Source organism: Streptomyces sp. NPDC033177 (genome assembly GCF_055577715.1).
Genome location: NZ_JBVIPS010000001.1, coordinates 1,181,551 through 1,194,321, shown reverse-complemented (window position 1 = coordinate 1,194,321; position 12,771 = coordinate 1,181,551). Strand labels below are relative to the sequence as shown.

Annotated in this window: 10 protein-coding genes; 3 read left to right on the top strand and 7 right to left on the bottom strand. The window is 71.1% G+C overall.

The genetic code is table 11. The features are described 5' to 3' along the window. Positions 1-69 precede the first annotated feature (69 nt). Positions 70-744 (bottom strand): carboxyl transferase domain-containing protein, encoded by a 675-nt coding sequence (locus ACZ5U5_RS05395; protein WP_469016524.1) that lies wholly within the window; start codon positions 742-744, stop codon positions 70-72. On the opposite strand from ACZ5U5_RS05395, the gene ACZ5U5_RS05390 reads away from it, so the two are divergent. Further along, entirely contained in the window at positions 728-1,036 is a 309-nt protein-coding gene (locus ACZ5U5_RS05390; RefSeq protein WP_469016522.1) for an AMP-binding protein, read from the top strand. The two genes, ACZ5U5_RS05395 and ACZ5U5_RS05390, sit on opposite strands and share 17 nt — an antisense overlap. After that, entirely contained in the window at positions 1,033-1,224 is a 192-nt protein-coding gene (locus ACZ5U5_RS05385; RefSeq protein WP_469016519.1) for an AMP-binding enzyme, read from the top strand. Before ACZ5U5_RS05390 ends, ACZ5U5_RS05385 begins: the two co-directional genes overlap by 4 nt. An 88-nt stretch (positions 1,225-1,312) precedes the next feature. Here the strand turns inward: ACZ5U5_RS05385 and ACZ5U5_RS05380 are convergent, their stop codons facing one another. From ACZ5U5_RS05380 to malX, 4 genes are all read right to left on the bottom strand, one after another. Then, positions 1,313-2,002 carry an HAD family hydrolase gene (locus tag ACZ5U5_RS05380; RefSeq protein WP_469016517.1) on the bottom strand — a complete coding sequence of 230 codons (690 nt, stop codon included), beginning with the start codon at positions 2,000-2,002 and terminating at the stop codon, positions 1,313-1,315. Positions 2,003-2,061: 59 nt separating this feature from the next. Further along, complete coding sequence (locus ACZ5U5_RS05375; protein ID WP_469016515.1) at positions 2,062-2,544, bottom strand: Lrp/AsnC family transcriptional regulator; 483 nt, start codon at positions 2,542-2,544, stop codon at positions 2,062-2,064. 112 nt (positions 2,545-2,656) lie between these two features. Continuing rightward, on the bottom strand, positions 2,657-3,847 hold the full coding sequence (locus ACZ5U5_RS05370; RefSeq protein ID WP_469016512.1) for a MalY/PatB family protein: 1,191 nt from the start codon (positions 3,845-3,847) through the stop codon (positions 2,657-2,659). A gap of 3 nt (positions 3,848-3,850) precedes the next feature. After that, entirely contained in the window at positions 3,851-5,455 is a 1,605-nt protein-coding gene (gene malX / locus ACZ5U5_RS05365; protein ID WP_469016510.1) for a maltose/glucose-specific PTS transporter subunit IIBC, read from the bottom strand. A gap of 201 nt (positions 5,456-5,656) precedes the next feature. Here malX and ACZ5U5_RS05360 point away from each other — a divergent pair, with 201 nt between their 5' ends. Then, entirely contained in the window at positions 5,657-7,495 is a 1,839-nt protein-coding gene (locus ACZ5U5_RS05360; RefSeq protein WP_469016508.1) for a glycoside hydrolase family 15 protein, read from the top strand. Between the two features lie 9 nt (positions 7,496-7,504). On the opposite strand, the gene ACZ5U5_RS05355 is transcribed toward ACZ5U5_RS05360, so the two are convergent. After that, the gene (locus ACZ5U5_RS05355) at positions 7,505-8,239 is read right to left on the bottom strand and encodes a class I SAM-dependent methyltransferase (RefSeq protein WP_469016505.1); all 735 of its coding nucleotides are present in this window, start codon (positions 8,237-8,239) and stop codon (positions 7,505-7,507) included. 7 nt (positions 8,240-8,246) lie between these two features. After that, positions 8,247-12,689, bottom strand: a complete 4,443-nt coding sequence (locus ACZ5U5_RS05350; protein WP_469016502.1) for an aminotransferase class I/II-fold pyridoxal phosphate-dependent enzyme — start codon at positions 12,687-12,689, stop codon at positions 8,247-8,249. Between the last annotated feature and the right edge of the window lie 82 nt (positions 12,690-12,771).

Here is a 12,771-nt window from a genome sequence, read left to right as displayed (position 1 = left end):
GGGTCCGGCCACGGTCCCGTGGCCGGGACTGCGGTCGGGACTGCGGTCGGGCTTCGGCAGCCCGGTCGGTCACGTCCGGGGGCCATCCGCCCCGCCCACCCCCTCCAGCGCCGCAAGGATCCAGCTCCGCGACTCCGCAGGGTCGATGACCGCGTCGATCTCCAGCGCCGCCGCGGCGTTCACCGCCTTGCCTTGCTCGTACAGCTCGGCGACATGGGCGTCGAACACCCGCTGCCGCTCGATGGGATCGACGATCGCGGCCAGTTCCTTGCGGTATCCAAGGCGGACGGCGCCTTCGAGACCCATCCCGCCGAACTCGCCGCTCGGCCACGCCGCCGTGGCCACGGGCGCGCGCGTCGAGCCGCCCATCATGGCCATCGCGCCGAGGCCGTACGCCTTGCGCAGCACCAGGCTGACCAGCGGGACGCGGAGCTGGGCGCCGGTCACGAAGAGCCGGGAGAAGTGCCGTACGGTCGCGGTCCGTTCGGCGTCGGGGCCGACCATGAAGCCCGGGGTGTCGCAGAGGGAGACGACGGGGAGCCCGAATGCGTCGCACAGCCGCAGGAAGCGCTCCGCCTTGTCGGCAGCGTCGCGGTCGATCGCCCCGCCCAGATGCCCGGGGTTGTTGGCGAGCAGCCCCATCGCCCGGCCCTCGACGCGTACGAGAGCCGTGAGGATGCCCGCGCCGAAACCGCGCCGCAGTTCCAGGACCGAGCCCGTGTCGGCGATGCGCCAACGGGACACGGCGGAGCACCGCACGGGCACGCGGACCGTGCCGGGACATGTGGCGCACTGGGCGCGGATCGAACCGGAGCGGCCGGCGCTCGTCCTCGGCGACGAGGTCATCTCGTACCGCCAACTCGACGAGCTGACGGACCGGTTGGCGGGCCGGCTTGACGCGCGGGGGGTGCGCCCTGGCGACCGGGTGGGCGTGCAGCTGCCCAACTGCCCGCAGTTCGTGATCGCGATGCTGGCCGTGCTGCGGGCCGGCGCGGTGCACGTGCCGGTCAACCCGGTATCAAGGTCAAGGGCATGAGTGTCTTCCCCGCCGAGGTAGAGACCCTGCTCGCCCGGCACCCCGACGTCCTCGCGGCGGCGGCCGTCGTTGCCGTCCCCGACCCGGAGGCGGGCCAGCGCCCCTACGCGTACGTGCGCACCGCCCCCGGCAGCGTCCTCTCGGCGTGGGATCTGCGCGAGTGGGCCGCCGGTGCCCTGGCGACCTAAAAGGTGCCGGAGGTCGAGATCCTCGACGAACTGCCGCGCACCGCGACGGGCAAGATCAGGAAGACGGAGCTGGCGGAGCGGGCGGCGGCTACGACCGGGTCAGCGCGGCCAGGTGATCCCACGCCGCCTGCGCCGTGAACTCGGCCTGCCCGCCCCGAAGGAGCAGCTCCGCCGACCCGAACGCCGGTTGGCCGGCGTGGGCGGCGACGTAGGGGATCGCGATGCAGCGCATGCCTGCCGCGTGCGCCGCGGCCGCGCCCGGAGCGGCGTCCTCCAGGACCACGCAGTCAGCCGGGTCCGCGCCGAGGAGCGCGGCGGCGGCCAGGAACACGTCGGGCTCGGGCTTGCCGTGCGCGACCTCGTCCGCCGAGACGACGGTCGTCAGGAACGCGTCGAGGCCGGTGCCCGTGAGGATCGCCTCGATGGCGGCTCGGGACGATCCGGAGGCCACGGCCATCGGCACCCCGGCGCCGTGCAGCCGCTCCACGAACTTCCGCATCTCGGGGAAGACGTGGGTGTCGGCGGCGGCGAGGGCGAGATAGCGCCGGTCGAGCTCCGAGAGCAGTTCGGCGACCGGTACGCCGATGCCGTACCGGTCCTTCCACGTGGCGAGGGTCTCCTGGGTGCCGATGCCCACGTACCGCTCGTTGTCGGCCCAGGTGTAGGCGACGCCGTGTTCGGCGAGCAGTTCGCGCGACGCCTCGTAGTAATTCGGCTCGCTGTCCACGAGAGTGCCGTCGAGATCGAAGATGACCGAGGTGCCGCCGAGGTTGCTCATGCCCTCCAGCATGCCAAAGCCGCAGTTCAACGCCGCCGCACGGGTCGGTGGCCGACGGATCACATCTGCTCGGCGGAGGCCCTGCCGATCGACTCGACGAGCGGCAGCAGGCGGTGCGGGACGCGCTCGCGCAGCGCCATCTCCGTACGGGTGCGGACCACGCCCGGCATCTGGATCAGCTGCTGGACCACGTCCTCCAGGTGGCCGTTGTCCCGTGCCACCACGCGGGTCAGGAGATCACCACCGCCGGTGATCGAGAACGCCTCGATGATCTCCGGCACGGCGGCGAGAGCGTCACCCACCTCGTCCAGATGCCCCTGCGTGACCTCGATGTGCACGAAGGCGAGCACGGGATGCCCGAGCGCGGCAGCCGACAGCGAAGGCCCCGTCCCGGTGATCACCCCGTCCCGCTCCAGCCGGTCGAGCCGCGCCTGCAGGGTGCCACGGGCGACCCCGAGCACACGCGCGTACTCACGAACGCTGGTACGAGGCTGCTCCAGGAGAAGCCGCAGAATACGGGTGTCGAGTTCGTCGACGGCCATGGCGCGGATCTCCCGGGTACGAGGTGCGAACCTCGCGACTGTACCAACGGAACACGGCGTTCGGCCTCTGGGAGACCGGTCTGACCTGCGGATACCGGCTCGGCCTCACGCCTCAGCCGGCCGCGTCCCTGCGGTGGACCGCCCGTACCGCCGCCACCAGGGCCGTCACCCCCCGCTCCACCTTCTCCCGAGGGCAGCCCGCGTTCAGGCGTAGGTGGCCGGGGGAGCCGTATGACGTGCCCGGCATGATGGCGACCTTCTGGGATTCGATCAGTTCGCGTTGCAGGGCGGCGTCGTCCACGCCCAAGGGGCGGACGTCGATCCAGGCGAGGTAGCCCGCCTGGGGTGGGGTCCAGTTCAGGGTGGGGAAGGCCTTGTTCAGGTGGGCGGCGATCAGGTGGAGGTTGCCGCGGAGGTATGTGCCGAGGGCGTCCAGCCAAGGGGCGCCCTGGCGGTACGCCGCTATGTGTCCGACCAGTGAGAGCACCGCCGGCGAGGACAGGCCGTCGGCCTCCTTGAGGTTGCGGAGGTACGCCTCACGAGTTGACGGGTCGGCGATGATCCCGTAACTGCCTGTCAGCGCTGGGATGTTGAAGGATTTTGACGCCGACGTCACCAGTGCCCAGCGCCCTTCGCGAGCGCCGTGCAGGGGCCAGGGGCGGTGGACGTACGGCGGGTGGGCGAGGTCCGAGTGGATCTCGTCGCTGATCACCGCGACGCCGTACCGCGCGCACAGAGCGGCGGTGCGGTCCAGCTCGGCCTCCGTCCAGACGTGGCCGGTGGGGTTGTGAGGTGAGCAGAGGAGCAGAACGGCCGTGTCCGGCAGGGCAAGCAGCCGCTCCAGTTCGGCCCAGTCGCCGAGCGGGCAGCCGAGCAGCCGCCGCTCGTGCGCGGCGACGGTCTTGGGGAACGCGTCGTACGTCGGCGTGTGGACGACGACGCCGTCTCCGGGGCGTGACCACAGGCGCAGGAGCTGGGAGATCTGGTAGATCACGGAGGGGCCGTAGACGATCGACTCCGGGTCCACCTCGGTCGCGTGGCGTTCGCCGTACCAGTCGACGATCGCGGAGAGGAAGTCCCTCTGGCGCCAGCGGGAGTAGCCGAGCACGCCGTGATCGAGCCTGCCGCGGAGAGCCGACAGGACCGCGGGCGCCGTCTCGAAGTCCATGTCCGAGATGGTGAACGGCAGCAGGTCAGGGACGCCGAAGCGGTCCTCGACGTAGTCCCACTGCGTGCACCACGTGCCGTGCCGGTCGATGGGTGCATCGAAGTCGAAGGGGCCGAAGTCGGGAAGGGCTTGCACCGCTCAGCCCACCCGCACCATCGACGCGATCGCGTCCTTCACCGACTGCACCTGCGGGCCGATGATCACCTGCACATTGTGCGCGTCGAGCTTGATGACCCCCACCGCGCCCAGCTTCTTCAGCCGGGCCTCGTCGACCTGTCCGGCGTCCGCGACCGTCATGCGCAGCCGGGTGATGCAGTTGTCGAGGGTCTGGATGTTCTCGGCGCCGCCGATCGCCTCCAGGATCGCCACGGCGTCGTACTTCCCCGCGATCAGTTCACGCGGAGCCGCCGCCTCCTCGCCGGATGCCTCCTGCTGGTCAGAAGCCTCCTCCACCACCGGCTCCTCCCGCCCCGGCGTCTTGAGGTCGAAGCGGGTGATGGCCCAGCGGAAGAGGAAGTAGTAGCCGGCGAACCACACCGCGGCGATGACGGGTATCAGGTACCACTTCGTGGTCGTGCCCTGCAGGACGCCGAAGACGAGCCAGTCGATGACGTTGCCGTCGGTGTTGCCGATGAACACCCCGAGCACGGCGGCGGTCAGGAACCCGAGGCCGACAAGGACGGCGTGGATCAGGTACAGCCACGGCGCGATGAACAGGAACAGGAACTCCAGGGGTTCCGTGATGCCGCCGACGACGCACGCGACGACGCCGGAGACCAGGAGTGCCTTGATCTCCGGGCGCATCTTCTTGTTCGCGCAGTGGTACATCGCCAGGGCCGCACCCGGCAGTCCGCCGAGGTAGACCGCCATCTTGCCCTGGGAGAGGAAGTGCGTGGCGTCGGTGACCGCGTCACCGGGCGGGGTCGCGCAGTTGAGCTGGGCGTAGAAGAGGTTCAGCGCGCCGGAGACCTGGTCGCCGCAGACCGCGCCGGAGCCGCCGACGTCCGTGAAGCGGAACATCGCGACGAGGATGTGGTGCAGGCCGATCGGGCGCAGGAGTACCTCTCCCATGCCGAAGAAGAAGGGGCCGAAGACGCCCGCGTGACCGATCGCGCGCCCGAGGTCCGTGATCCAGCCGTTGAACGTCGGCCACACCAGCGGGATCAGCAGCCCGAGCAGGCTGAGGACCAGCGTCGAGATGATCGGCACGAACCGCAGACCGCCGAAGAAGGCAAGCGCGTCGGGCATCCGCTGGGCACGAAAGCGCTGGTGGAGCACGCTGACAACGATGCCAACAGCTACGGCGCCGAGCAGTCCCGTATCGATGGACTGGATGCCGATGACGTCGGCGATGCCGTAGTGGGCGATGGCCTTCTCGTCCTCCAGGTCCACGCCCTTGGCGGTGAGGTAGAAGTTCACCGCCAGGTTCATCGCGGCGTAGCCGACGAAGCCCGAGAAGGCCGCGACGCCCTTGTCCTCGCGGGCCAGGCCCAGCGGGATGGCTATCGCGAACATCACGGGCAGGAACTTGAAGGCGACGAGGCCGGTGCTCGCCATCCATGTGAAGACGAGATGGAAGCCCTCGCCCTGGAGGAAGGTGAGGTTCTCGGTGACGGCTTCGCTGGAGAGCGACGAGCCGATGCCCAGCATGATGCCGCAGAACGCGAGCAGGGCCACCGGGAGCATGAACGTCTTGCCGAGGCCCTGGAGGAATTCCCAGAGCGCGGACTTGGTCTTCTGCATGTGTGGGGGTCTTTCGGGCCTGAGCGGAGGCGAACTCGATCGATCCGCCCAGGCGGATGAGATCACAGCCGCTCGGGAGCTGTCCATGGCCGTTGCACATGGTGTACGTGGTGCTCCGGGCGGGGGCCTGAGCACGGGCCCGGCAGGCCTGTCCGCCGTACAATGGAAGGGCGGCAATGTGCACGACGGCGTGACTCGATCATGAACGCTCGCATCGAGGACTACGCCCTCATCAGTGACCTGGAAACCGCTGCCATGCTCGGCAGGGACGGGTCGATCGACTGGCTCTGCCTGCCGCGCTTCGACTCCCCGGCCTGCTTCGCCGCGCTGCTCGGCTCGGCGGACAACGGGTTCTGGCGGGTTTCCCCCGTCGGCGCGGGACCGTGCACACGGCGGGCCTACCGCCAGGACACCCTGGTCATGGACTCCCACTGGGAGTGCCCCAACGGCGCCGTGCGCGTCACGGACTTCATGCCCCCGCGCGCGGGGCTGCCCTGCATCGTGCGCGTCGTCGAGGGCCTGTCCGGCGCCGTCGCGATGCGCAGTGAACTGCGGCCGCGCTTCAACCAGGGCCGCGTCGTGCCGTGGGTGCGCCCGCAGGAGCACTGCACGGTCGCCGTGGCCGGGCCCGACTCCCTCTGGCTGAACGCCGACGGCCCGATGGAGATACGCACCGCCCTCCCCGATTCGACCGCCCCTGACACCACCGCCCACGACCCCGGCGGCCGCGACTCCAGTGCCCTGGACTTCACCGTCTCGGCGGGCCAGCGCCTCACGCTGCAACTCGTGTGGGCTCCTTCGCACTTGCCCGAACCGCCCGAGCCCCTGAGGGTCCCGGCGGAGACGGCACTGAAGGCGACCGGCGACTTCTGGCGGCGCTGGACGGCCAAGTGCCGCTACCAGGGCCCCTGGCGGGAAGCGGTCACCCGCTCGCTGATCACGCTGAAGGCCCTCACCTACGCGCCCACGGGCGGCATCGTCGCCGCACCGACCACCTCGCTCCCCGAGTGCGTCGGCGGCGAACGCAACTGGGACCACCGCTTCTGCTGGCTGCGCGACTCCACGCTCACCCTCTCCGCCCTGCTGCGCAGCGGCTACCGCGACGAGGCGACCGCCTGGCTCGACTGGCTGATGCGTGCCGTGGCGGGCGGCCCCGCCGACCTTCAGGCGGTGTACGGGGTGGAGGGGCAGCGGCGGCTGCCGGAGGCCGAAGCGCCCTGGCTCTCCGGCTACGAGGGCTCGCGACCCGTACGGTTCGGGAACGCCGCGGCCCATCAGCTCCAGCTGGACGTCTACGGCGAGGTCCTCGACACGCTCTATCTGTCGCTGCGGGCGGGGATCCCGATGCAGCCCCACCTGTGGAGCCTGGTGGAGTCCCTGATGAGCCATCTGCGGGACCACTGGCGCGAGCCGGACCAGGGGCTGTGGGAAGTCCGTGGCGCGGGGCGGCAGTTCGTCCACTCCAAGGTGATGTCCTGGGTCGCGGCCGACCGTGCCCTGCGCATGGGCGAGCTGCTCGGCAGGAACGAGTCCGCGGGGGAGTGGCGCGCCATGCGGGACGCGGTGCACAGGGAGGTGTGCCGCGAGGGGTGGGACGAAGGGCGGCGGACGTTCGTGCAGTCCTATGGATCGCCCGCCCTCGACGCGTCGGCCCTGCTGATCCCCAAGGTCGGCTTCCTGCCCGCCGACGACGCGCGGGTGCACGACACCGTACGGGCGATGCGGGCCCTGGACCAGCACGGGTTCGTACGGAGGTACGGTCCCGACGGTCCGGGCGCGACCGGCGTGGACGGCATGCGCGGCTCCGAGGGCACGTTCGTGGCGTGCTCCCTCTGGTACGCCGACGCGCTGGCGGCCACCGGCCGGCTCACGCAGGCGCGGGAGACCTTCGAACGAGTCCTGGACGTACGCAACGACGTGGGCCTGCTTGCGGAGCAGTGGGACCCGGACAGTCGCCGCCAACTGGGGAACGCACCGCAGGCGTTCAGTCATATCGCCCTGGTGGAGACGGCGTTCGCGCTGCAGGAGGCGGGCGCCTGAGAATGCCGGTCATGCCCGCCGCGCTGCCGTGAGGAGCACCATCCCGGAGTCCCCGTAGTCCGGCAGCGTCGGGTCGGCGTCGATCCGGGTGACCGCGAGGTGCCCGGTGAGCGGGGCGAACACCTCGGTGACGACGGCCGGGTTCACCGGACAGCCGGGCCACCGCGACGCCGGCCCGATGCGGTACGTCGGCATGTTCTCCATGAACGCCGCGACGAGATGGCCGCCCGGGACGACCGAGCGCACGAAGCGGTGGCAGAAGTCCGTGAACTCCTCGAAGTCCTCGGTGACGCCCTCGGCGACGAAGTTCATCGACGCGATGTCGTACGTGCCGGGCTCCAGGGCCCGGATGTCGCCGTGCACGACGCGCACGCCCGCGAGTGCCTCCATAAGCGTGGGCGGCAGACCGGGGTTGAGGCGGCGGCACAGCGCGTGGAAGGGCAACCAGCTTTCGTCGGGGCCCTGTTCGAGCTGTCGGGCCAGATAGGCGACACCCGCGGCGCTCGCCTCGACGGCGTCGATGCGGCGGCTCGCGGCGGCGGCCATCATCAGCGGATAGAGGTTGGGCCCCGCCCCGAACTCCACGGAGCACGCGGCGCTTTCCCGGCCGAGCCGGCGATAGAAGGCGGAGTGATGGGCGATGACCGCCGCGTCGGACGGATGCAGTTCGCGGTAGTTCTCGCCGAGGTAGTCCTGGACGGGCCAGCTGTCCCAGTCGACGTCGTCGTTGCGGGTCGGGGCCATGGCGGTGTCAGCTCCCCGGCCGCAGCGGGAAGCGTTCGGACAGGCGCGTAAGGGCGGTGTTGAGCCGGTCGACGTCGTCGTCGGAGTTCAGGGCCGTGAGCTGCACGCGGAACCCGACGCGGTCGCGCGGCACGAGCGGATAGGCCGCCAGGGTCACGTAGATGCCCTGCTCCCACAGGAAACCGGCGACCGCGTCCAGGTCCGACGCGTCGGCCAGGGGTATCTCCACGATCGGCAGCTGATCGGAGTTGAGCGTCCCCACGCCGAGCCCGGCCACGTGGTCGAGCACCCGGACGGTCTTGCGGTGCAGATCGGCGCGGATGGCGTCACCGCGCCGGTCGTTGACCTCCAGGCCGGCGAGCGCCGTCGCCAGCGAGGCCGTGGGCGACGGCCCGGAGTACAGATAGGGGGCGGCGGCCACCTTCAGATGGTCCTTGAGCCACGGCGGCAGCGCGAGGAAGGCCAGCAGCGAGGAGTAGGCCTTGGAGAAGCCGCCGACCAGGACGATGTTGTCGTACGTCTCGCCCGCGTGCCGCACGACGCTGTTGCCGCGGGACCCGTAGGGACAGGTCTCGTCGGCACGGCGCTCCCCGATGACGCCGAACCCATGGGTGTCGTCGATGTAGAGCGTGGCGCCCGAGTCCCGGCAGGTCGCGGCCAGTTCGGGTACGTCGGCGATGTTACCGCTCATGCTGTTGACGCCGTCGAGACAGACCAGGCGGGCCGAGCCGCTCGGCACCTCCCGCAGCAGCGCGGCCAGTTCGTCGGGCCGGTCGGCGTGGAAGCGCCGCAGTGTGGCGCCCTGCCCGCGGGCGGAGACGCAGCCGTCGTACACCGTGCGGTGCGCCGCGGCCTCGACGAAGACATGCCCCTCGCCGGCTAGGACGGGGATGACCGAGGCGTGGATCAGCGTGGCCGTCGGCAGCAGCAGGGTGTCCGGCGCCCCGAGCAGCGCGGTGAGCCGCTCTTCGATCTCGGTGTAGAGCCGGGGGCTGCCCAGGAGCCGGGACCAGCTGGGGTGGGTTCCCCAGCGGCGTACGGCGGGTTCGATGGCGTCGATGATCTCGGGATCGCAGTCGAGGCCCAGGTAGTTGCAGGAGGCGAAGTCGATGAGCCAGTGGTCCCCGCTGCGGATGTGCCGGCCGCGGACCTCGTCGAGGACGCAGTCGCTCATCGGGCTGGTGCGCCGCAGGTGGTCGAGTTCGCCCCAGCGCGGATCGCGCCGTACCCCCACGAGTCCGGTGTCCGTCTCGGTCATGGCGCTCTCCCTCTCCGAGGGGGTCGGGGCAGGCTCGGCGGGCGGGTCGATCACGGCGGCAGGGGCGGCACGAGCGGTACGGGTGGCCCGGCGGCCACGTCCGGCGTCAGGACCCCGAGCGACGCCGTCGAGCCCCCGGCGCCGCCGCAGAAGCCGTTCCCCCTGCTCGGCCGTCAGCGGCCGGGCGAAGAGATAGCCCTGCCCGAACCCGCAGCCCATCCCGGCCAGCAGATCGCGTTGCGCGGCCTGCTCGATGCCCTCGGCGATGACCTGGAGGCCCATTTTGTCGGCGAGGTGCACGATGCCCTCCACGAGGGCGAGCTGCCGGGTGTCGGCGGCGATGTCGTCGATGAACGACTTGTCGATCTTGAGTACGTCGACGGGGAACTCGCGGAGATAACGCAGCGAGGAGAATCCCGTACCGAAGTCGTCGACGGCGATCCGCACGCCGAGATCCTTCAACGCCTGCATGACCGCCTGTATCTGGCCGTCACGCCGCATCAGCACGGACTCGGTCAGCTCCAACTGCAGGGAGCCCGGGGCGAGTCCGGGTGTCTCCAGGGCGCTGCGCACCTCGCCGAGGAAGCCCGGGTCGCGGAACTGCCGCGCGGACACGTTGACGCTGATGTACGGGCGCCGGTCGCAGGCGGCACCCGCGTTCTGCAGGCCCGCGGTGTCCGCGGCGGCGCTGCCCAGGACCCAGGCGCCGAGCGGCGTGATGTGCCCGGTCTCCTCGGCGAGCGGGATGAACTGCTGCGGCGGCACCAGGCCTCGCCGGGGGTGCGGCCAGCGCGCCAGTGCCTCGAAGCCGACGATCTCGGCGGTGTGCGGGGCACCGCCCGACGGGACGCCGTTCGCGCTGATGTCGACGACGGGCTGATAGCGCAGCGCGAACTCCTCGTGGGCGATCGCCCGGTCCAGACTCGCCTGCAGGTCGTGCCGCTCCCGCATGCGTACATGCAGCCCCTGCTGGAAGCGGCGCCACTGACGCTTGCCCGCCGCCTTGGCCGCGTAGAGGGCGAGGTCGGCGTGGGCGAGGAGTTCCTCGGCGCCCGCGCTGTCAACGGCCGTGGACAGGCCCACGCTCGCCGAGACGCTCACGCTGTCGCCGGACAGCTGGAACGGCCTGCTGAGCGCCTGCACCACCTGCGCGGCCAGGATCTCCGCGTCGACGGGCTCCTTGGCGTCCTCCATCAGAACGGCGAACTCGTCACCGCCCAGGCGGGCCGCGGTGTCACTGCGCCGCAGCGAGCGCGAGACACGGGACCCGACGGCGGCAAGGAGCCGGTCGCCGACCGAGTGCCCCAAGGTGTCGTTGACGACCTTGAAGTCGTCGAGATCGATGAAGAGCACGCACGTCAGCGTCGACTCCCGGCGGCCGCGCAGCAGTGCCCGCTCGATGCGCTCCAGGAGCAGCGTCCGGTTGGGCAGGCCGGTCAGCGCGTCGTGGAAGGCCCGCTGGGTCAGCTCGTGCTCCAGCTGACGCTGCTCGGTCACGTCCCGCAGGGTGACGACGAGCCCGCGCACGGTCGGGTCCTGCCGCAGGTCGCTGCACCGCACCTCCACCTCGATGCGTCCGCCGCCCCGCGGCATCCACCAGTAGTCGTGGGGCTCCTGCTGCCCGCCGCCGCGCATGGCCGCGAGCACGCGCGCGGCCCGGTCCCTGTCCCGCGGGTCCACCAGTTCGGGCAGCTCCGCCCCCACCAGCCGGACGTCCCCGAAGACGGCCTGCGCGGACGGGCTCGCGTACCGGACGGTGTCGTCGTCGTCCACGATGAGGATGACGTCGGAGGCGTTGCGCACCAACGTACGGAAGTACGCCTCGCTCTCGCGCCGGATGATCTCCTGCCGGAGTGTGATGCGCTCCTTGGCCAGGCCCGCGTGCGAGGCGAGGATCTCCAGGGAGCCCCAGACCTCGGTGAGCTGCTTCTCGGAGCCGGAGGCGATCAGGACACCCGGCGGATCGTCTCCCGCCGGACGGTCGCGCGGGATCATCGGGCAGACCAGGGCACTCTGCGAGGCGTCGAGGCGGGCGGCGATCTCCGGGCCCAGAGCCGCGGGCCGGACCAGCCGCGTGCTGCGCAGGTCCAGGGCGGCGTGGGGGAACAGCGGGGAGTCGCCCGCCTCCAGAAGCAGGGTTCCGGGCCGGGCCCCCGGCCCGGACAGCGCGGCGACCGTCGTCTCGCAGGTCTCGATGATCTCCTCCGTGGTGATCGCGGCCACCAGCGACGCGGCCGCGCCGCGCAGCGCGAGTTCGCGGTCCACGGCCTTGCGGTGCGCCACGACCATGCCCGCGAGCCGCAGGATCACCAGGAGGAACAGCGTGCCGGAGAAGGCGGCGATGACGGCCGCGTCATGGGCGCTGTCGAAGAGAGCCTCCACGAGCAGGATCGCGGGGGCGATGAGCGTGGCCGCGGCGAGCAGCACGAGCCTGCGCGGCGGCGGGAGCAGGGTCTGGCGCTGATGCGTGTACGCGGTCAGCTCGACCATCGAGGGGTGCAGCGCGGCGAGGCCCCACGCCGTGTAGAAGACGATCCAGCCCATGTCCAGGAGCGTGCCGGTCTGCCACAACCCGTTGAGCTGCAGGATCCCGTACGCGATGTCGAAGGCGAGCAGGGTGAACGTGCCGAGCACGAGCAGCCGTACGGCGGGATTGTGGCCGGTCACGAAGCCCGGTGTGAGCAGCCGCGCGAGGAGGGCGAGGACCAGTACGTCGCCCAGCGGGTAGGCGATGCTGATGGCACGCTGCGGCCAGGTCAGGCCCTCGACCTCGGTGAGCGGCTGGACGAGGTAGACCCACACGGGCAGCGCGAGCCCGCCGGTGATGATCAGCGCGTCCAGCAGGCTCGGCAGATCGCGGCCCGCCCAGCGGTAGTACACGAGACCGAAGAGGCCCACGGCGAGCAGCGGATACACCGCGAGGTAGGAGGCGTCGGCCGGGGATGGGAACGGATTCGACGCCTGGAAGTACTGCTCGACCACGTTGTAGTACGTGTCGCCCGCCGCGAACGCGAGCAGCCCCGTCGCGAGCACCCACCACGGCCACCGGTGGGCGGGCCGGTTGACGTGCACACCGATGAGGACAGCGGTGACGCCGCCGAGACCGATGAGCGCCCAGAGCGCGGCGCGCAGGCCCGGGATCGTCATGTACACGGTGGTGAGAGCGGCGACCAGGACGACGTACGCGGCCATGAGCCGATGCGCCCGTGGCGGATCCCGAGGGTATGACCGAAGCAATGGCAAAGCGCCTCCCTGCGTGGCAGGGACACCCGGC